Raw genomic sequence first — 18,625 nt, 5'->3', positions numbered from 1 at the left:
GACTTCAAAGGCGAGTCAATACGATCCGCGGATTCTTCGCCGACCCTCACCTCGCTTACATCACCGCCTAAGTCGCCTTACTAACGCTCGGCTTAGTAATTGGCGCTCGAGTTGGGCCTTCAAGGTGTTGTAATACCAGGCTTCTTGGTTGTAAGCCTGAACCGCTTCCAATCGGCAGGGTTGGGCGGGTTTAGATTGTGGTGGTCGATGTCGTTGGTCAACTTGTTGTAGGCGTCTCGCGTAGCTTGCAGCGAAGGCGGTGGCGGGGGGCTGGCCCAGGGCGGAATCCCGCACCGGGATAGCCGCTCACCACACCGGCTGATCCCGGCTGTGATCCCGCGGTCGGGTCAGGATGCCTGCGCAGCTCTGCAGCGCCTCGCTGAGCTGCGACGAGGCCAGCCCCTGGCCGCCGGGGGTGGTCGCTGTCGGTGCAGGAAGCGGCCCGGCCGGCGAGCGCGGCGCGAACATCCCGACCGGGGCGCGCGGCGCCCTAGTGGTGTGGGCAGGGGTTGGGTGGCCGCCAACGCGGCGGTATTCGGCGATGCTGGTGGTGAACCGGGTGCGCTGGCGGATGGGGCTGCACGTTGTATCGCCGCGGCAGCGGCCTGTGGGGCGGCCATCGCCGGGGCGATGACTGCGTGGGCGGCTTGCTCGCTGGCCTGCATGGTTGCTTCGGCCGCGCTGATCGCCCCGGTTTCGGCCACCCCCACCGCCGCCGCAGCCGGCGACCCACCGGACAGCCGGCGGAAACGGCACCATGATCGCCGTCGCGGCCGCGCGCAACGCCGCACCATAGGCCGCGCCCGCAGCCGCATTACGCGGCCACATCTGCCCGTAATACTCCAGGTTCAATGCCACGATCTGCGGGGTCAACGCACCCCACACCAGCGGGTTGAGCTGCTGGGCGGTGGCCTCATCGCGTCGATTGGCCTCTGCCTCCTGCGCGGTGACCATCGACGCCACCGCGCTCTGACGGGCACCGGCCGCCGCCGCGACATGGGATGCCTTCTCCAGCAGCGCCGCTGCCAACAGCTCATGCTGGGTATCCAACGCGGCCTGGGCCACCGCCGAAGCCGTCGCCCCTACCCCGCGCCACGTGGTGCCATAGGTGGCCGCCGCACTGGCTGCCGAGGCCGCCACCACCGCCTGCACCTGCGCCGCCTGCGCGCTCAAGGTTTCGGCATAGGCCAACGTCGATGCCGGACCAGACCCCGAGGCCAACGCCGTGTAGTTGGCCTCCGGGCTAAACGCCGGCCAGGGATGCACCACCACAACCCGCTAACCGCTACCGGGTCAGGGCCACCGCGCGCATCGCCTCACTAACCACCGCCATTGTTGCGCCGGCCACCGACTGGGCATCAGAAAACACCCCGCGCGCCGCCGCATGCTCACCAGCGATGCCCACAAACGCCGCGCCCCCACCACAGCCGGCTGCACCGCAAACACCATCACCGAAAACCTCCGACTCACTGCGCGCAGACAAACACTCGCCAACCCTAACCCGCACCCATTACCCCCGCAGCACACTCCGTCTGCATCCTGGCGAGGTTCGCTGGCGTAGCGCCGGAATTAGCAGCGCGCCTCGCGCGGAGTAAAGATTCCATCGCGTGGGGCGACCAGATGACCGAAGGACTGCGTCACCTCCGCTGAGCTGCTCTCCACAACTGTCCACAGACGAAGTCGCTGCCATCACGTAGCCACCTTGGGTCTGGCGGGAAAAGCAGTTGCTCGACCCTGTGCGGATATGTACATATCTGTTTGATAATATGTATGCATGCGGAAACGGACGACGATCGAGATCGACGAGGACCTCCTGACGCGGGCAAAGCGCGCCCTGGGCTGTGTGACGACTCGGGCGACCGTCGAAGAGGCCCTGCGGCGAGCCGCCGCCGAAGCAGAACATGCGCAGGACGAGCGAGCGGCTCGGCAACGGCGCTACTTCACCCGGCTCGCCAGCCACGTCGACGAGAAAGTGCTCGGCTCGGAGGAGATGTGGCGCTAGCAGGTTGGATCCTCGACAAGAGTGCGGCGGCGCGTGCGTCCGATCCCGTCATCGGCGCCCAGCTCGCGGAACTGGCCGGGCGGTTGTTTATCTGCCTCGTCGGGGAGCTCGAGCAGCTCTACTCCGCCCGCTCGGCCCGCCATTACGACCAGCTGCAGGCCGAGCTGAGCGCTAGCTTCGACATTGTGGCGGCGCCATCTGACGTGCTGGAGCGAGCGTTGGCGCTCCAGCGTGACCTCGCTCATCACCACGGAATGTGGCACCGCACCCCGATCCCGGACCTGATGATCGCTGAGACGGCTGTCTATCACGGGCTCGGCGTTGTGCACGTTGACCGTGATTACGCCCGGATTGCCGAAGTCCGGCCACTGACCGTCCGCCGCCTCGGCTAGAGGCCGTCGAACGACGGCGGTGAGGTTTCGGCGCCGCCGTTGTCGTGCGATCGCCGGTAACGCCCCGGCCCCGGGCGGACGCCCGAAATCGCCGACCGCGCCGGCAGCTACGCCGACTCGTGACTTTTGCCTCTACTGGCCATAGGTTCGGCGGTGATCGCATCAATAGTGACTGCAGACACTAAGGAGACGGCGATGATCGACAACGCCAACAACGCCAAGTCGTGCCACGTCGACGTCCTAATCGAGGAGCGCGACGAACGGACCCGGGCCAAGGCGCGACTGGTCTGGGGTGATCACACACTGGTCGGTGTCGGCTTGGCCCGGCTCGACCCGGCCGACGAGCCGGTGGCCGAGATCGGCGACGAACTCGCGATCGCGCGGGCCTTGACGGATCTGGCGAATCAGTTGTTCGCGGTGACGTCGGCCGACATCCAGGCCAGCACGCACCAGCCGGTCACGGGTCTGCACCACTGAGTTGCCGGGGATTCATGTCCCGACGCAACCGCCTTAGGGCCTGTTGACGGCGAGGTGCTCGAGAAACCAGTCGCGCGCCAGGGTGGCCGCGCGTTCCAGGGTGCCCGGTTCTTCGAAGAGGTGAGTGGCGCCGGGAACCACCGCCAGTTCGCACACGGCCGGGATCGCCGCCTGCGCCTGCCGATTCAGTTCGAGGACCAGTTCGTCGCGGCCACCGACAATCAACAGGGTGGGCGTGTGTACGTCGCGGAGCGCATCGCCCGCAAGATCGGGCCGTCCGCCACGGGACACCACGGCCGCGACCTTGACCCCGGGATGTGCGGCCGCAACCAGAGCCGCGCCGGCCCCGGTGCTGGCCCCGAAAAAACCGACCGGCAGGGAAGCGGTGTCGGGCTGGCCGGCTAGCCAGCCGGTGACGTCGACCAGTCGTCGGGCGAGCAAGCCGATGTCAAAAACGTTGGCGCGGTCGCGTTCTTCCTCGGGTGTCAGTAAGTCGAGCAGCAGGGTGGCCAGCCCGGCCCGGTTGAGGACCTCGGCGACGTATCGATTGCGCGGGCTGTGTCGGCTGCTTCCGCTGCCGTGAGCGAAAACGACGACGCCGCCGGCGTGTTCGGGAATGGTCAGCCGCCCGGCCACCGACACCGGTCCGGCAGTCACCCGGACCTCCTCGTCGCGCGGCGGCGGGTCACCGGCCTCGCTGGCGGCGCCGAATTCGGCGCGGGCGCGACGCAGCAGCGCCACCACCTCGTCGTCGGAGGTCTGGGTGAAGTTGCGGTATCCCTGGCCGACCGCGAAGTAGGGCACGGGTGTTTCCAGGCACACCACCTCGTCGGCGTACCCGGCGAACCGTTGGGTGATGTCCGTCGCTCCGATGGGAACGGCCAGGATCACCCGACTCGCCCCCTGGGCACGGGCTACCTGGCAGGCCGCCTGCGCGGTGGCTCCGGTCGCGACGCCGTCGTCGACGATCACCGCGATGCGCCCGTCGAGTGCGACCGGGACGTGGTCGCCGCGGAACCGTTCCGCTCGGCGGTTTAGTTCGGCCCGCTGGGTGTTCTCCACCGCGGCCATTTCCCGGTCGGTGAGGTGAGTCTCGCGCACCACGTCGTCGTTGATGACCCGCACCCCGCCTTCCCCGATGGCGCCGAACGCGAGCTCGGAGTGCGCCGGCACGCCGAGTTTGCGCACCAAGAGCACGTCGAGGGGAGCGCGCAGCGCCCGGGCGACTTCGAAAGCCACCGGAACACCGCCTCGCGGCAGACCCAGCACCACCACGTGCTGACCCCGTAAGAATTCCAGCCGGCGCGACAGTTGCCGTCCGGCGTCGACGCGATCCGTGAACTGCCTCATATTTTGAGTGTCCATTGCCTGATCGGTTGCCGGTACGGCCACAGGTCCCTAATTGTCAGGTTTCTTCTGCAGTCCTCGGCGCGGCTCCGACAACTGTGCCGTGATCCGTCATACCCGCGGGTATCTCGTCGCGACCGGCGCCGCGACGACAGCGCCGGCTCAGACGGCGAGCTGACTAGCTGGCACCCGCCGCGATCACCTGGTCCACTTCGAGGGCACGGTCGGCCATCTCGGCGTGTGCCTTGTCCAGCGCCTCGGCCTGATCCTCATCGGCCTTCATCAGCGCTTCGATGTTGAAGCCGGCCATGTCGAGGACGCCCATGTCCCGGAAGGCCTGCTGCACCTTGTCGCCCCACAGCCCAATGTCCTTGACTATCGGGACGATTCGGCTGAACAGGTGCGAGCGGAACTGGATCATCAGCGGCGACGTGTCAACCCACTCGGCGCACGTCTGGACGTCCATGCCGAGGGTCTCGAAAACCTCCTCACCGCGGAACCGGTCGCGCATCAGGTAGCAGGCGTCTACGACGAAGTCCTCGCGCTCGTCCCGCTCCGCCTCGGTCAGCGCGGAATAGTAGTCCTTCAGCGATATCCGGCCGAAGGCGACGTGCCGGGCCTCGTCTTGCATGACGTAGGCCAGCAACTGCTTGGCCAGCGAGTCTGGCGGCGCCATGTCACGCAGCACCCCGAAGGCGGCTAGCGCGAGCCCTTCGATGAGCACCTGCATGCCGAGGTAGGGCATGTCCCAGCGGGCGTCGCGCAGGGTGTCGTCCAGCAGTGCGGTCAGGTGTTTGTTGATCGGGTAGACCAGGCCGACTTTGTCCTGCAGGAACCGCGAGAACGCCTCGACGTGGCGGGCCTCGTCCATGGTCTGGGTGGCTGCGTAGAACTTTGCGTCCAGGTCCGGGACGACCTCGACGATCTTTGCCGCGCACACCATGGCCCCTTGCTCGCCGTGCAGGAACTGCGAGAACTGCCAGGCCTGGAAGTGCTGGCGCATCTCGGCGCGCCGTGCTTCGTCTGCGGCGTCCCACATCGGGCTGCCGAACAGCGGATGGAACTCGTCGGGCAATCCGACGGGGTTGTGCGGGTCGACATCTTGCGCCCAGTCGATGCGCGACTGGGCATCCCACTGCTTGTCCTTTCCCTTTTGATACAGGGAAAGCAGCCGGGCGCGCCCGTCGTCGTACTCCCAGGTGAAGCGTGCGTCGCCGATGCTGGGGACCTCCCACGAGTACGGCTCGGGCACGTCCGTGTACTTGTCTCTCGTGCTCATGAGTTGCCGCCTTTCCGGCCCCGCGTGTGACCAGTGGTCATATGACGAGTATCACATTGCACCTGCGTTCGGCAGCGCGTCAACCCTGTCGCGCGGTTTAACTGGACGCGGCCTGCGCCCCTACGAACTCTGCCCGGCCAGCCTGTCGGTCGCGGCATATCGGAGCAGCGCGCCCACACCATCGGCGGGCGTCAGCCGGTCGTCGGCGCGCACCAGCGACGCGTCAACCGCGATCGCGGCAAACGGCAATGCTTCGTCCGCCCGAACCACCCGTGCCACCGGCTCACCCAGCTCGGACAACGCGTCGGCATCGGGAGCGACCGCCGTCCGCGCCGCGCCGGTGACCACCGTGGTGTCGCCCAGCTCGCCGATGATCAGCGTGTCGACGTCGCCGTCACGCAGCGCCGCGCACACCGCGGCCACCCCTTCGGCGGCCAGCCCCGAACCACGTCCCAGCTGCGCCTGGAAACGCTCCGCGACGTCGGTCAGCTCGGCAGATCGCCGGCGGGCGAACTCCGCTGCCGTCAAGTCGCGGATCTCGTCCTCGCTGATGCCGCTGGTGCGGGCTCCGGCATGCAATTGGGACACCCGCCGCGCCACCCGCTGCGGCAATGCCGAAACCAGGTCGGAGCGCGAACGGACCTCGCCGCAGACGAACACCACCTCGGGGTCGGTTTCGTCGACGAGCCGGGTGAGGTGGTCCGCGACGGCGCGGCAGTTCATCCGGATGGCTTCCTCGGTCGTGTGCTGCAGATCGCCGTAGCCGCTCCAGCCCGCGGTGACCGGTTTGTGGACCGGGTAGCCGCCGCCGTCGATGCTGGTGGAGCTGAAGGTGTCGCCGCGGTACAGCCGGACATCGGCCCCGGTGTGGTCCACTGCGGCGAATACGTATGTGGGCCGCAGCATTTCGCGGTCGATCAACGGCACCAGATAGGGGTAATCGGACAGCCGGACCATCGTCATCGGAGGCGGGTTGAGGAGTTGCTCGTTGACCAGCACCTGGTCGCTGGTCGCGATGACCGCGCGGCCGCGACGTCCCACGGCCGGTCGATGGTTCAGCACCGCGTCTTCGAGCTTGCCGACAAGTTCCGCGGCTGCCCCCAACTCCTCGAGATGCCGACGGATATCCCGCCATTTCGCCTCGAGTTGCCCAGCGGCATCGGCGGTGTCGTGGGAATCGTCGAAATACACCGAGGCGACCGGACCTTCGGCGGTTACCAGCCATCGGAGGCGTTCTGATCGCATGCCCACCTTCTCCCCTCTGTCGTCGTGTTACTTGCCTGCAGGTTGCCTGTGCGGCGATCACTCTTGGTACAGAGCCGCTATCTGGTCGGCGGATTTGTCGACGACGACCTTGCGGCGCAGCTTCATGCTCGGCGTCAGGTCGCCGGATTCGATGGAGAGCTCGCGGTCGAGGATGGTGAATTTCTTGATCTGCTCCCAGCGATTCAGTTCCGCGTTGAGCATGTCGATGTATCCCGCGATCAGGGTGCGTGTCCGGTCGTCGCGGGCGATTTCGTCGAATGATCGGCCGGCCAAGCCATGTTTGGCCGCCCAGTCGGTGATCGCCTCGCGGTCCAGGCTGACCAGTGCCACGCAGTAGGGCTTGGCTTCGCCGATGACGATGAGTTCGCCCACATACGGGCACAGGCCCTTGAACCGCACTTCGATTGCCGAAGGTGCCACGTATTTGCCTTGGGAGGTCTTGAACATGTCCTTCTTGCGGTCGGTGATCCGCAAGTAGCCGTCGGCGTCTACCTCACCGATGTCGCCGGTGTGGAACCACCCGGCCGGGTCGAGTGCCTCAGTGGTCGCCTCGGGCAGATCGTGGTAGGAGGTCATCAAACCCGGTCCCCTGAGCAAGATTTCGCCGTCGCCGGCGATCTTGACCTCGGTGGCGGGGAACGGCCAGCCCACGGTGCCGAACCGATACGCGTGCGGGCGGTTGATGAACGACGCCGCAGCGGTCTCGGTCAGCCCGTACCCTTCGAGCACGGTGATGCCGATCGCGTCGAACCACTGCGCGACGTTGCGGTCCAGGGCGGCGGCCGCGGACACGAAAAACCGGATCCGGCCGCCGAAACGCTCACGGATGGTCGAGAACACCAGCCGGTCGGCCAACTTATAGGCCAGCGCAGACGCCGGCGACGGTTTCTTGCCTGCCTGCCGGGCCGCTGACACCCTCAGCCCCACCCTCATAGACCAGCTGAAAACCGTTCTCTTGAACCGGCTTTGCTCGGCGACCATCTGTTCGATGCGGGCATGCGCCTTTTCGAAGATCCGCGGCGCGGCACCCATGACGGTGGGATGCAGCACGGCGAGATTGTCGACGATCTTCTCGACGCGCCCGTCGATGGCGGTGGTGAACCCGATCGACAGCGGCAGCGCCAGCATCACCTTGCCGAAGGCGTGCGCCAGCGGCAGCCACAGGAAGTTTAGGTCGTCAGGGCCGAGCACATTGAGGGCGTCGATGGCAGCGGCGGTATATGTCCAGGCCCCGTGGGTCAGCCGCACCCCCTTGGGTCGCCCGGTGGTTCCCGAGGTGTAGATCAGGCTGGCAAGTTGGTCGGGACCGACGGCTGCCACCCGCTCCTCGATGGCGTTGGGGGAGTCGGCCAGCAGTTGTTTACCGAGCTGCTCCAGGTCGGCGAGGGTGATCATCCAGTCGCCGTCACCTTTGCCGTCGATGATCACGACCTTGCTCACCGTAGGCAGTTCGGCGCGGTGCGCAAGTAACTTGTCGACCTGCTTTTGGTCCTCGGCGACCACGATCCGGCTGCCGGAGTTAGCGACGATGTAGGCGACATCGGGGGCGATGGTCGTCGGGTAGACGGTGGTGGTTGCGGCGCCGGCACACATCACCGCGAAGTCGGTGAGCACCCACTCGTATCGCGTCGAGCTGGCAAGCGCCACCCGGTCCTCGGCGGCAATCCCGAGCGAGATCAGCCCCGCGGCGAGGTGCTGCACGCGCTCACCGACCTGCTCCCAGGTGACGCTCTCCCAGCCGTGATCGTGTGGATAGCGGAAGGCCTCGGCGTGGGGGGTGGCGGCTACCCGGTCGAGGAACATCCTCGCCACCGACGGCGGCCGGCTCTCGATCTTGGAGAAATCGGGCTTCTCCAGCGAGGCGAGTGCGGCGTTCATGACTAAAATCCCTTCTCGCCCAAAGGAATCAATATTGATTGGTTAGCGAAGTGGTGCATGACGATCTTTTCTGTTGCGCTCTTCTGTTGCGCCTTGACACATCCGATGCTTGTGCGGTTGCCGGGGCAGGTATAGGGACCAAAGTCATCCAGCCAGCGGCAATCGTCCCTTCAGGAGTCAGCGGGCCGTGTTCAGGCCGCGATGCTCACCTGAATGGACAGGCATTCGCCGATGGCATAGGCCGTCGGCCAGTCGCCGCTACGCACCGCACACGCCAGATCGTCGACCAACGGGCTTTGGACGCCCAATTCCGACAACCAGCCCGCCACGGTGGCCGTGATCTCGTTCGCGGTTACCCGGGCAGTACGTCCGTCGTGCAGGCGGTCGGTCACCTGATAGATCGTCGTGACCTTGTGATGCCGCCATATCGCTGCGTTCATCGTGATCCCCCGCTTCTCCCGAGTTGGTCAGCTCGTCAGTATCGATCTGACCACCTGCGCGGCCCCGGCCGTAGAGGCCAAGAGCACCGTTGCCGGTGTGCTTTGGTCGTTGTCCGGATCTGCCGAAGTCCCCCGCGGAAGGGTCTTTCGGCCCAGGCCATCGCTGGGCCGGGCGAGTAGCGTACTTGGAGGTGTCGCGCAACCCGAGGAATGAGCGAGATGACTGCTGTAGCAACCGATCACCGCGTAGCGGCGCCGGTCGCGTTCGCGGGCGGGCCGGGGTGAGCTCGGTCCGGGCGCAGGATCTGGCAGCGGTGGAGGTGTTCGCCGACATTGCGACGGAGCAGCTCACAGCGTTGGCTGACCACCTGAAGCCGCTGCAGTCGGTCGCGGGCGAGGTTTTGATGCGCCAGGGTGAACGGGCGGAGTCGTTTGCCATCATCACCTCCGGCCGGGTCGAGGTCAGGCACGTCGACCGGGACGGTCAGACATCGGTCACGGAGCTGTCGCCGGGGCTGATCGTCGGCGAAATCGCATTGTTGCGGCACACGATGCGGACGGCGACAGTGATCGCCAAAGACGACGTGTGCGGCTATGTGGGATACAACGACGCCTTCGAGGCCATGCTGGCCATCCCGGCGGTCGCCGAGCGAATGGTCCGGACCGCGCGACAACGGTTGGCGGCCTACGTCGCCCCGATCCCGGTATCTGTCGAAGACCATCCTGATCTGCTGCTGCGCCCGGTCCTGCCCGGCGATGCCGAACGGTTCCAGAGCAGCGGCACGTTCTCCCGGGAAACCCTGTATCGGCGCTTCATGTCGTCATACCAGCTCACCGATGCGCGGCTGGCCTACCTGTTCGAGGTCGACTACGTCGATCATTTCGTCTGGGTCATGACCGATGGCGCCGACGGACCGGTCGTCGCGGTCGGCCGGTTCGTCCGGGACAAGGATGACCCCGGCCTGGCCGAGGTCGCGCTGACCGTCGGCGACGCGTATCAGCGCCGGGGGATCGGGACGATGCTGCTGACCGCCCTGGCGATCGCGGCACGCACCGACGGCATCGACCGCTTCTGCGCCCTGGTGCTAGCCGACAACGAAGCCGCTCGCGCGTTGGTGCGCAAGCTGCATCCCTGTTGGGAGCGGGAGGATCCCGGGGTGGTCACCACGACGGTCGAGATCCCAGCCCTCGAGGACCTGCCCCTCGATGACGTCCTGCGCAAGCAGATCCTGACTGTGGCCTACCAGGTGATCCACGGATTCGACTGAGGCGGGTATAACGCCTCTGCGATCTGGGGCCTTTGCGCCCTACCCGACGGCGAGGTGGCTGCGCAGCATGGACCTGTCCGGCTTCGGTATCGGAAGGAGTTGGTCGATGAAATCGCTCATCGTGTGCGTGTCGACGTCGCACGGCAACACGCGCCGCGTCGCCGAGCGGATGGCTGAGGTGCTGCACGCGAAGGTGGTCGAACCCGAGCAAGTCGATCCGCATACGCTCGGCGACTACGATCTTGTCGGCTTCGGATCAGGCATCTACTACATGGCGGTGCACCCGAGGTTACGGAGCTTCTTGCGTCGCCTGCCACAGGTCGACGGCGTTGCGGCGTTCACCTTCTTCACCAGCGGCGCCCGCGAGATCCCGCTGACGAGCTATCACAAGCCGATGGGAAAACAGCTTGCTGCCAAGGGTTTTGAGGTGATCGGGGTGTTCTCCTGCCGGGGCCTGGACACCGTGGGGCCATTCGGGTACATCGGCGGGATCAACAAGGGCCGGCCAGACCACCACGACCTGGACCGGGCCGCGGCTTTCGCGGAACGGATTCGCGAACGGGTCTCGGGGTCCAGAGCGGCGTCCTGACAGATGGCAGGCGAGGAGCGCGACGTCCTGGCACTGGTGCGTGGCCTGGTCGCCGAGGTTCACCCGCATGCTATGCCCCCCTCGGTGACCCTCGACAGCACTTTCGACGACCTCGGTATCGGCAGCCTCGAACTGGCCGAACTGCTGTTGCGGGTCCAGGGCAAATACGGGGTGGCGCTGCCGTCGGACCTGCTGGCCCGTGCCGAGACGCCGCGTGACCTGGTGGTGGCGGTCGCTCGCGGCCATCCCGTCTTGGCCCCCGAACGCGGCGCCATGGTGTCCCTTCCGGCCACGGCGCCGGGCGGACTGGTGCCCGAGACGGCATCGACCCTCACCGATGTCCTCGACTGGCACGTCGGCGCGACCCCGGAACGCATGCACATCCGGCTGCTCGACGATTCCGGCGGCGGTGCGGACCTGACGTATGCGACGCTGCACCGGGAGGCGGCCGCCGTCGCCGCCGGGTTGATCGCCCACGACGTCATGCCGGGCGAGACGGTCGCCATCATGTTGCCCACCTGCCGGGCTTACTTCACCACGTTCGCCGGTGTGGTGCTCGCCGGCGCGGTACCCGTTCCCGTCTACCCGCCGGCCCGGCCGTCCCAGTTGGCGGATCATCTGCGCCGCACCACCGGCATCCTCACCAACGCCGGGGCCACGCTGCTGGTCACCGTGCCCGAGGCGGTGACGCTTGGGCACCTGTTACGGTCGAACGTCGAAAGCCTGCGTCACGTCGTCGTACCCGAAACCCTCACGGGCACAGGCGAAGACGTGGGGCCAGGCCGGCCCGCACTGCCCAGGCCGAGAACCGACGACCTCGCCCTGGTGCAGTACACCTCCGGCAGCACCGGCCAGCCCAAAGGGGTCGCCCTCGCGCACCGCAACCTGCTTGCCAACATCCGGGCCATGGGCCAGGCCGCCGGTGCATCGGGGACGGACACGTTCGTCAGCTGGCTGCCGCTATACCACGACATGGGTCTGATCGGCGCGTGGCTGGGGTGCATGTATTTCGGTGTCCCGCTGGTGGTGATGAGTCCCCAAGCGTTCCTCATCCGTCCGTCGCGATGGCTGTGGGCCATCCACGCAAACCGGGCGACCATGTCGGCCGGTCCCAACTTCGCCTACGAGCTGTGCCTGGCCAAGGTCCGCGACGACGAGATCGAGGGGCTCGACCTGAGCTCGTGGCGATTGGCCTACAACGGCGCCGAGCCGGTGAGCCCCGCGACGATCGAGCGGTTCGCCGACCGCTTCGCGGCGTACGGCTTCCGGCGAGACGCGATGACCCCGGTGTACGGCCTGGCCGAATCTTCGGTGGGCCTGGCCTTCCCGCCGCTGGGCCGGGGTCCGCTGATCGACCGGATCCGCCGCGACGAGTTCGTGCGTTCCGGGCGGGCCGAGCCGGCCCGACCCGGCGAGCGTGACGCACTGCGCTTCGTGGCCTGCGGCCGGCCGCTGCCCGGCCACGAAATCCGCATCGTCGGGACCAACCGGGCCGGCGGCGCCGAACTGGGCGATCGCCGCGAAGGACGCATCGAGTTCCGAGGTCCGTCGGCGACCTCCGGATATTTCAACAACCCGACGTCCACGCGTTCGCTGTTCCACGGCGACTGGCTCGATACCGGCGACCTGGGCTACGTGGCTGACGCCGACCTCTACGTCACCGGCCGGGTCAAGGATCTGATCATCCGGGCCGGCCGCAACCTGCATCCGGCCGAGCTCGAAGAGGCCGTCGGCAACCTCACCGGTGTCCGCAAGGGTTGTGTGGCGGTGTTCGCCTCCGCCGATCGGTCGGGGGGCGCCGAGCGACTCGTCGTGATGGCCGAGACACGGCTGACCGACGACACCGCCCGCAACGCGTTGCGCTCCGAAATAGCTTCCACCACAGTTGATTTGCTGGGTGCGCCGCCGGACGACGTGGTGTTGGCGCCGCCGCGCGCGGTGTTGAAGACCTCGAGCGGCAAGATCCGGCGGGCCGCCAGCCGGCAACTCTACGAGGCGGGAAGGATCGGCGCCCGGCCACATGCGGTGTGGTGGGAGTTGGTGCGGCTGCGGTTGCGCGGCGCGGCTCCGTCGATGCGCCGCACGGGCCGCGCGGCGTCCGCCGTCGCATTCGCGGCCTACACCTGGGCGGTGTACCTGGTCCTGGGGCTGGCCTTGGTGGTTTTGCTGATGCTGTTGCCGCGGGAGCGATGGCGCTGGTGGGCGGTTCGGCGATCGATCCGGCTGCTGGCCCGCCTTACCGGAACGGCCATCACCGTGCACGGCCGCGATCACCTGCCGGCCCAAACCTGCATCGCGGTGGCCAACCATCCGAGCTGGATCGACGGAATCGTGCTCGCCTCGGTGCTGCCGCCGTCGTTCCACTTCGTCGTCGCCGAGCAGTTGCAGCAGGGGCTCTATGGATTTGCGCTGCGGCGGCTGGGCACCCAGTTCGTCGAACGTCACCAGCGGGAGCAGGGTGTGGCCGACACCGACCAGCTGGTCGGGCGCGCACGAGCGGGGCAGTCGCTGGTCATCTTCCCCGAAGGCCGGCTGGCCCGCGCCCCGGGTTTGCGGCCCTTCCACATCGGCGCGTTCGTCGTCGCGGCCGAGGCCGGGGTGCCGGCCCTTCCCATCGCCATCCGGGGGACCCGGTCGGTCATGAGACCGGGCCACCACTTCCCGCGCCGCGGCACGGTCGACGTCGTCATCGGTGCGCCGATCCGGCCGGCGGGCCCGGACTGGGATGCGGCCGTTGATGTGCAACGCAAGGCCCGCGAGGCGGTGCTGCATATGTCGGGCGAGCCGGACGTCGAATGATCCGGTTGCCAGGGGATGACGATCCGGAGTAGGGGTTCACCCTTGGGAAAGAAGACAATCCGAAGCAAACCAGCAACTCAGGTTGACGTTACGACGGTTGCGGCGGTTCAGTTCACCGTGTTTTGCTCGCCGCCTGGCCGGCGCTTCGCACCACGCTGCGGAAGAACTCCATCCGCGCGGTGACCAAATCATCGGCCAAGTCCAGGGCAGCGTCGACAACGGCCTTGCGTCGTGACTCGTCGGGGAGCACGGAGTCGATCTGATCGACGAACTTGCGGACGGCCTCGATGGCCTTTTTGCGGCCGGTTTCAACCGATTCGAGCACCTCGTCGGAAAGCTCGGCCCAGCGTGGCTCGGCCTTCTGCGGCGTCTCTGTCATGATGTCAACTCCCTATACTCGATCGGCGTTGTCGCGAACTCCGGCGATTGCCGACGCTGATGAAGTTACGACTGTCGAGTCACCGGCGCGAGTGACTAAAGTCCCTCGTCGCATGAGGATTTGTCCCATCCGGTGACCTTCGGCGGGACGTAAGACCCTAACGCGGCCCCTTGCGGGCCTGTTAGCTTTGCCGCCATGGCAACATCGGCGGGTGACGACGTCCGTGATCGCCCGGATCCACGGCAGCTAGACCCACCCGGCATCGGCGGTTTGGGCAACGTGGTCAAGCCATTCCTGCGCACCGGCCGGTATTTCGCCCAGTCATGGCGCGACTATCTCGATCACGCCCCCGACGAGCTCCCGATCGCACGGCCCACTATTGCGTTGGCGGCCCAGGCATTTCGTGACGAGATCGTCTTGATGGGCCTCAAGGCACGCCGCCCGGTCAGCGCTGGGCAGGTGTTCGAGCGTATCCGCGACGAAGTGGCCGCCGGACTGGAGTTCTACGGGAACCGGGGATGGCTGGCGCGGCCGCGCGGGTTTTTCGCCGATCCACCGCCGGTCGCAGACGTCACGATCCGAAAGGTCAAGGGCCGCCGACGTACCTTTTATCGCCTGCATTTCGACAGCGGCTATGCCCCGCAGGCGGGCGAACCGGGCGCCGAACGCTGGCTGGGATACACTGCGAACAACCGCGAGTACGCATTGTTGCTGCGCCACCCCGAACCGCGCCCTTGGCTGGTATGTGTGCACGGCACCGAAATGGGGCGCGCCCCACTCGATCTGGCGCTGTTTCGGTCCTGGAAACTGCACGACGAGTTCGGCCTGAACATCGTCATGCCGGTCCTTCCCATGCACGGCCCGCGGGCGCGCGGACTGCCGAAGGGCGCGGTGTTTCCCGGCGAGGATGTGCTCGACAACGTCCACGCGACGGCGCAGGGCGTGTGGGACATCCGGAGGCTGCTGTCCTGGATACGGTTGCAGGAGCCGGAATCGCTGATCGGGCTGAACGGTCTGTCGCTGGGCGGCTACATTGCGTCGTTGGTCGCCAGCCTCGAAGAGGGCCTCACCTGCGCGATCCTCGGAGTGCCGGTCGCCGATCTGGTCGAGTTGCTGGGCCGCCACTCCGGTCTGCATCGTGACGACCCGCGCCGCGACATGGTGAAGATGGCCGAACCGATCGGCCGAATGATCTCACCTCTTTCCCTTACCCCGCTGGTGCCCATGGCCGGCCGGTTCATCTACGCCGGTGTCGCTGACCAACTTGTCCATCCGCGCGAGCAGGTGACCCGACTGTGGGAGCACTGGGGCAAACCCGAAATCGTTTGGTACCCCGGTGGTCACACGGGCTTCTTCCGGTCCCGGCCGGTGCAGCGGTTTGTCGAGGAGGCGCTGCAGCAATCAGGGCTTCTGGACCGGCCGACGGCACAGCGCGACCGCCCGGCCTAGTCGCGGAGGACGAGATGAATCCACTGGATCCGCTGGACGCGGCGATGATGACCGCGGAAATGGTGTCCAACCCGATGCATGTCGGCGCTGTGTTGATCATGTCACCACCGCCGGGCGCAGGTCCCGACTACGTCGACGAGCTGTATCGAGAAACGCAGGCGGGCAACGATCCGATCGACCCGAGGCTGCGACGATATCCGCATCAGGGTGTGGACACCGGGGGCATCTGGGTCTGGCGTGACGCCGACACCGTTGACATCAGGCAATACTGCCAGCGGCGCACGGTCTCCGGTGCCGGTGCCGGATTCTGGCGGCTGATTGCCGAGCTGGATGCCGAGCGCCTCGATCGGTCCCGCCCGATGTGGATGTCGTATCTGATCGATGGCCTCGAGGATGGCCGATTCGCCTTCTATATCAAGGTGCATCACACCGTGATCGACGGCGTGGCCGGGTTCAAGATGATCGCCGAGGCGCTGAGCACCGATGCGGACCGGCGATCGATGCCACCCTTCTACGCCGAGCGCCACCGGGAACGCGCGGCGGCGTCGAAGTCGACTGGTCTGCTACCTCGTCTGGTGGCACCGTTGCGGGCGCTGGTGGGGACCGCCGCATCCGGGGTCGGGCTGGTGAATCATGTTGTCACCGGTGAGATATCGACCATACTCGACAGCTTGATCGGGCATACGACCGTGCTCCCGTTCGGAGCGCCCTATACACGATTCAACGGTCGTCTTGGACCCGAGCGGGCCGTGGCGGCGGGCAGCTGGCCGAAGACTCGCATTCAGGCGGTGCAACACGCCGCCCGGGTCACCGGCAACGACGTGGTGACCGCGATGGTGGCCGGTGCGCTGCGCCGCTGGTTGCTTGCCCGCGGCGAGCTGCCCAAGCAGTCGCTGGTGGCCGCCTGCCCGATCACGGTGCGTGGTCACGAGCACGCCGGGGCAAATGACGAGCACGGCAACATGTTCGGTCTTTGGTTGTGCCCCTTGGGTACCGACATCGATGACCCGCTGGCGCGGTTGGACACGATTCACCGGTCGATGTCGGAAGGAAAACGGTGGGTGGGTAAGCGCGGATCGGCGGCATCGCTGCTGACGGTCGCGGGAAGCATCGCCGCCACGGTAGTTTTTCCGTTGCTGCCGTTTTCGCCGAAGATCCGCACCGGATACAACGTCCCGATTTCGCATGTTCCCGGCCCTCGCGCCGAAAGGTATTGGAACGGTGCGCATGTCGATGAGATCTATCCGGTGTCCACGGTCTACGACGGTCAGGCGCTCAATGTGACGACGTGCTCCTATGCCGACCAAATAGGGTTCGGCTATGTTGCGGGCCGCGAAATCGTGCCCGATATCGAGACGTTGATACCGCTGACCGAGCAGTGCCTGACTGAGCTGGAAACCGCGTTGGGCGTGGGAATCTGATCAGGCGGCGCGGGGCAGATCCTTGGTTGGGCTTGCCGGTTGTGGCGTGGCTTGGTGCGGGGTTGGAGCCCATCCGACGAAGGTCAGATACAGTCCGGCCAGCGCCATGACGATGAAGGTGCCCCGCCACCAAGCGGATGCATCGATGGCGTCGCTGGCTAAGCCCAAATAGGTTTGGGGGAAGGCCATCAGGAAGAACCCCTTGAGCGTGGTCAACCATCCGACGATTGACACGATGATCGCGGGGGCGCCCCGCCAGTGCTGGTGCAGCGCGAGAACGACCAGACCGATCAGCAGAGTGAACGCACCAGAAACCCAGGGCCACACAAAGTTAGCCCGGAAGTCCGTCAGCAACGTTCGCATGTCCGAGGTCCTTGCGATCGCGGTGACAGTGACGATGACGAGAAAAGGGCCTATCACCCGGGCAAACATGCGTGTCCGGGGCGCGGTCTGTGATGAAGTGCTCATGGCTTTGTCCTTCTGCGATTCGTCTCTGATTAGGCGAGACGACCTCATCGTGATTCGATCGTCTTAACGTTGCCCGCGCTAGAGGCGAAAGGCCTATAAACCCGATCCGCGCTGGGGGTTGTACGGCGCGCAGCCGCCCGCGTCCATGACAGGCACCGAGCGCACCACGAGGAAGGGACCTTCGCCAGGAAGCAGGGGACTTCTGGCCGCTGACCGACGACGACGTCGGCTTTAGCCTTGATGGCGCCCGCTTCGATGGATGTCGCCGTGGAATGGGACTGAGGTGGTTGTCATGACCCAAATTGGGATCATTTCCTCGATTTTCGGGTTTGTCGTGCTCGTGCTGCTGGCGGCTTCGATCAGGGTGGTGCAGCAGTATCAGCGTGGCGTGCACTTTCGGTTGGGTCGCGTCATTGGGGTACGCGAACCCGGGCTGCGGTTGATCGTCCCGATTATCGACCGCCTGTGGCGGGTTTCCATGCGGATCGTGACCATGCCCATCCAGTCGCAGGGCATCATCACCCGCGACAACGTCAGCGTAGACATTGCCGCGGTTGCCTACTTCCGTGTGGTCGACGCACGCAAATCCGTCATCGTCATCGAAAACGTGAACGCCGCCATCAACCAGATCGCGCAGACCACCCTACGGAATGTCGTGGGGCAACATTCCCTCGACGAGGTGCTCGCCCAAACGGAGAAGATCAACGGCAGCATCCGCCAAATGCTTGACACCACCACCGTGGATTGGGGAGTAGAGGTAACCCTGGTCGAGCTCAAGGACATCCAACTGCCGGACAGCATGAAACGCGCCATGGCCCGCGAGGCCGAAGCAGAGCGGGAGAAGCGAGCCAAAATCATTGCCGCAGAAGGCGAAGCCCGTGCCGCAGCGGCCCTCGGCGAGGCGTCGGACACTATGATGCAGCACCCGCTGGCCTTGCAGCTGCGAAACTTGCAAACCTTGGCGGAACTCGGGGTGGAGAAAAACACCACTGTCGTGTTCCCGGCTCCGTTGATGAGTTCGATCGGAGAATTGACCGGCTTCCTGACCCGTGAGGCGAATTCCTCGAGGGTGCCCCACCTTAACGGGCTACCCGAGGAGAATCTCGCCCATGCGCCGACGCTGCACTAGGACGGTCGCTGGCTGGTGCGGGAGCCGCACCAGGAATGCTAC

Annotated in this window: 17 protein-coding genes; 9 read left to right on the top strand and 8 right to left on the bottom strand. The window is 66.2% G+C overall.

Annotated features, from left to right (window positions below; all coding sequences use genetic code 11):
- Nucleotides 1-306: 306 nt before the first annotated feature.
- Complete coding sequence (locus CDN38_RS03170) at nucleotides 307-1,269, bottom strand: PPE domain-containing protein (protein ID WP_161951695.1); 963 nt, start codon at nucleotides 1,267-1,269, stop codon at nucleotides 307-309.
- Between the two features lie 505 nt (nucleotides 1,270-1,774).
- On the opposite strand from CDN38_RS03170, the gene CDN38_RS30305 reads away from it, so the two are divergent.
- The 3 genes from CDN38_RS30305 to CDN38_RS03155 all read left to right on the top strand — a co-directional run bounded on the left by CDN38_RS30305 (nucleotide 1,775) and on the right by CDN38_RS03155 (nucleotide 2,871).
- Entirely contained in the window at nucleotides 1,775-2,002 is a 228-nt protein-coding gene (locus CDN38_RS30305; RefSeq protein WP_075512996.1) for a type II toxin-antitoxin system VapB family antitoxin, read from the top strand.
- The gene (locus CDN38_RS30300) at nucleotides 1,993-2,394 is read left to right on the top strand and encodes a PIN domain-containing protein (protein WP_075512997.1); all 402 of its coding nucleotides are present in this window, start codon (nucleotides 1,993-1,995) and stop codon (nucleotides 2,392-2,394) included. Before CDN38_RS30305 ends, CDN38_RS30300 begins: the two co-directional genes overlap by 10 nt.
- 195 nt (nucleotides 2,395-2,589) lie before the next feature.
- Nucleotides 2,590-2,871, top strand: coding sequence for a DUF1876 domain-containing protein (locus tag CDN38_RS03155; RefSeq protein ID WP_075512998.1), 282 nt, complete (start codon nucleotides 2,590-2,592; stop codon nucleotides 2,869-2,871).
- A gap of 33 nt (nucleotides 2,872-2,904) precedes the next feature.
- On the opposite strand, the gene CDN38_RS03150 is transcribed toward CDN38_RS03155, so the two are convergent.
- From CDN38_RS03150 to CDN38_RS03130, 5 genes are all read right to left on the bottom strand, one after another.
- The gene (locus CDN38_RS03150; RefSeq protein ID WP_075512999.1) at nucleotides 2,905-4,221 is read right to left on the bottom strand and encodes a phosphoribosyltransferase; all 1,317 of its coding nucleotides are present in this window, start codon (nucleotides 4,219-4,221) and stop codon (nucleotides 2,905-2,907) included.
- Nucleotides 4,222-4,396: 175 nt separating this feature from the next.
- Nucleotides 4,397-5,497, bottom strand: a complete 1,101-nt coding sequence (locus CDN38_RS03145; RefSeq protein ID WP_075513000.1) for a ferritin-like domain-containing protein — start codon at nucleotides 5,495-5,497, stop codon at nucleotides 4,397-4,399.
- Between the two features lie 120 nt (nucleotides 5,498-5,617).
- A complete protein-coding gene (locus CDN38_RS03140; protein WP_075513001.1) occupies nucleotides 5,618-6,742 on the bottom strand; it encodes an Rv2629 family ribosome hibernation factor in 1,125 nt (374 codons plus the stop codon).
- 57 nt (nucleotides 6,743-6,799) lie between these two features.
- Nucleotides 6,800-8,641, bottom strand: a complete 1,842-nt coding sequence (locus tag CDN38_RS03135) for an AMP-dependent synthetase/ligase (RefSeq protein ID WP_075513002.1) — start codon at nucleotides 8,639-8,641, stop codon at nucleotides 6,800-6,802.
- Nucleotides 8,642-8,832: 191 nt separating this feature from the next.
- Nucleotides 8,833-9,081, bottom strand: coding sequence for an Rv2628 protein family (locus CDN38_RS03130; RefSeq protein WP_051507958.1), 249 nt, complete (start codon nucleotides 9,079-9,081; stop codon nucleotides 8,833-8,835).
- Between the two features lie 281 nt (nucleotides 9,082-9,362).
- Here CDN38_RS03130 and pat point away from each other — a divergent pair, with 281 nt between their 5' ends.
- The 3 genes from pat (at nucleotide 9,363) to CDN38_RS31670 (ending at nucleotide 13,737) form a co-directional block, all read left to right on the top strand.
- Nucleotides 9,363-10,349 (top strand): acetyltransferase Pat, encoded by a 987-nt coding sequence (pat, locus tag CDN38_RS03125; protein WP_075513003.1) that lies wholly within the window; start codon nucleotides 9,363-9,365, stop codon nucleotides 10,347-10,349.
- A 106-nt stretch (nucleotides 10,350-10,455) separates the two neighbouring features.
- On the top strand, nucleotides 10,456-10,938 hold the full coding sequence (locus CDN38_RS03120) for a flavodoxin family protein (protein ID WP_075513004.1): 483 nt from the start codon (nucleotides 10,456-10,458) through the stop codon (nucleotides 10,936-10,938).
- Nucleotides 10,939-10,941: 3 nt separating this feature from the next.
- On the top strand, nucleotides 10,942-13,737 hold the full coding sequence (locus tag CDN38_RS31670) for an AMP-binding protein (protein ID WP_075513005.1): 2,796 nt from the start codon (nucleotides 10,942-10,944) through the stop codon (nucleotides 13,735-13,737).
- 112 nt (nucleotides 13,738-13,849) lie between these two features.
- Here CDN38_RS31670 and CDN38_RS03110 read toward each other — a convergent pair whose 3' ends face one another.
- Complete coding sequence (locus CDN38_RS03110; protein ID WP_075513006.1) at nucleotides 13,850-14,116, bottom strand: hypothetical protein; 267 nt, start codon at nucleotides 14,114-14,116, stop codon at nucleotides 13,850-13,852.
- Between the two features lie 195 nt (nucleotides 14,117-14,311).
- Here CDN38_RS03110 and CDN38_RS03105 point away from each other — a divergent pair, with 195 nt between their 5' ends.
- The gene (locus CDN38_RS03105; protein WP_075513007.1) at nucleotides 14,312-15,565 is read left to right on the top strand and encodes an alpha/beta hydrolase family protein; all 1,254 of its coding nucleotides are present in this window, start codon (nucleotides 14,312-14,314) and stop codon (nucleotides 15,563-15,565) included.
- 14 nt (nucleotides 15,566-15,579) lie between these two features.
- Nucleotides 15,580-16,986 carry a wax ester/triacylglycerol synthase family O-acyltransferase gene (locus tag CDN38_RS03100; protein WP_075513008.1) on the top strand — a complete coding sequence of 469 codons (1,407 nt, stop codon included), beginning with the start codon at nucleotides 15,580-15,582 and terminating at the stop codon, nucleotides 16,984-16,986.
- Here the strand turns inward: CDN38_RS03100 and CDN38_RS03095 are convergent, their stop codons facing one another.
- On the bottom strand, nucleotides 16,987-17,454 hold the full coding sequence (locus CDN38_RS03095; RefSeq protein ID WP_075513009.1) for a hypothetical protein: 468 nt from the start codon (nucleotides 17,452-17,454) through the stop codon (nucleotides 16,987-16,989).
- A 292-nt stretch (nucleotides 17,455-17,746) separates the two neighbouring features.
- Between CDN38_RS03095 and CDN38_RS03090 the strand changes: the two genes are divergently transcribed.
- Nucleotides 17,747-18,583, top strand: coding sequence for a slipin family protein (locus CDN38_RS03090; RefSeq protein WP_075513021.1), 837 nt, complete (start codon nucleotides 17,747-17,749; stop codon nucleotides 18,581-18,583).
- Nucleotides 18,584-18,625: the final 42 nt, after the last annotated feature.

The sequence above is a fragment of the Mycobacterium ostraviense genome, from assembly GCF_002705925.1.
Classification (GTDB): domain Bacteria; phylum Actinomycetota; class Actinomycetes; order Mycobacteriales; family Mycobacteriaceae; genus Mycobacterium; species Mycobacterium ostraviense.
This window is presented reverse-complemented; position numbering and strand designations above follow the sequence as displayed.

Bases quoted from the DNA above. Each gene is read 5' to 3' on its own strand.
- CDN38_RS30305 (WP_075512996.1), top strand. From the start codon at position 1,775: ATGCGGAAACGGACGACGATCGAGATCGACGAGGACCTCCTGACGCGG.
- CDN38_RS03155 (WP_075512998.1), top strand. From the start codon at position 2,590: ATGATCGACAACGCCAACAACGCCAAGTCGTGCCACGTCGACGTCCTA.
- CDN38_RS03150 (WP_075512999.1), bottom strand. From the start codon at position 4,221: ATGAGGCAGTTCACGGATCGCGTCGACGCCGGACGGCAACTGTCGCGC.
- CDN38_RS03145 (WP_075513000.1), bottom strand. From the start codon at position 5,497: ATGAGCACGAGAGACAAGTACACGGACGTGCCCGAGCCGTACTCGTGG.
- CDN38_RS03140 (WP_075513001.1), bottom strand. From the start codon at position 6,742: ATGCGATCAGAACGCCTCCGATGGCTGGTAACCGCCGAAGGTCCGGTC.
- CDN38_RS03135 (WP_075513002.1), bottom strand. From the start codon at position 8,641: ATGAACGCCGCACTCGCCTCGCTGGAGAAGCCCGATTTCTCCAAGATC.
- CDN38_RS03130 (WP_051507958.1), bottom strand. From the start codon at position 9,081: ATGAACGCAGCGATATGGCGGCATCACAAGGTCACGACGATCTATCAG.
- CDN38_RS03120 (WP_075513004.1), top strand. From the start codon at position 10,456: ATGAAATCGCTCATCGTGTGCGTGTCGACGTCGCACGGCAACACGCGC.
- CDN38_RS31670 (WP_075513005.1), top strand. From the start codon at position 10,942: ATGGCAGGCGAGGAGCGCGACGTCCTGGCACTGGTGCGTGGCCTGGTC.
- CDN38_RS03110 (WP_075513006.1), bottom strand. From the start codon at position 14,116: ATGACAGAGACGCCGCAGAAGGCCGAGCCACGCTGGGCCGAGCTTTCC.
- CDN38_RS03105 (WP_075513007.1), top strand. From the start codon at position 14,312: ATGGCAACATCGGCGGGTGACGACGTCCGTGATCGCCCGGATCCACGG.
- CDN38_RS03100 (WP_075513008.1), top strand. From the start codon at position 15,580: ATGAATCCACTGGATCCGCTGGACGCGGCGATGATGACCGCGGAAATG.
- CDN38_RS03095 (WP_075513009.1), bottom strand. From the start codon at position 17,454: ATGAGCACTTCATCACAGACCGCGCCCCGGACACGCATGTTTGCCCGG.
- CDN38_RS03090 (WP_075513021.1), top strand. From the start codon at position 17,747: ATGACCCAAATTGGGATCATTTCCTCGATTTTCGGGTTTGTCGTGCTC.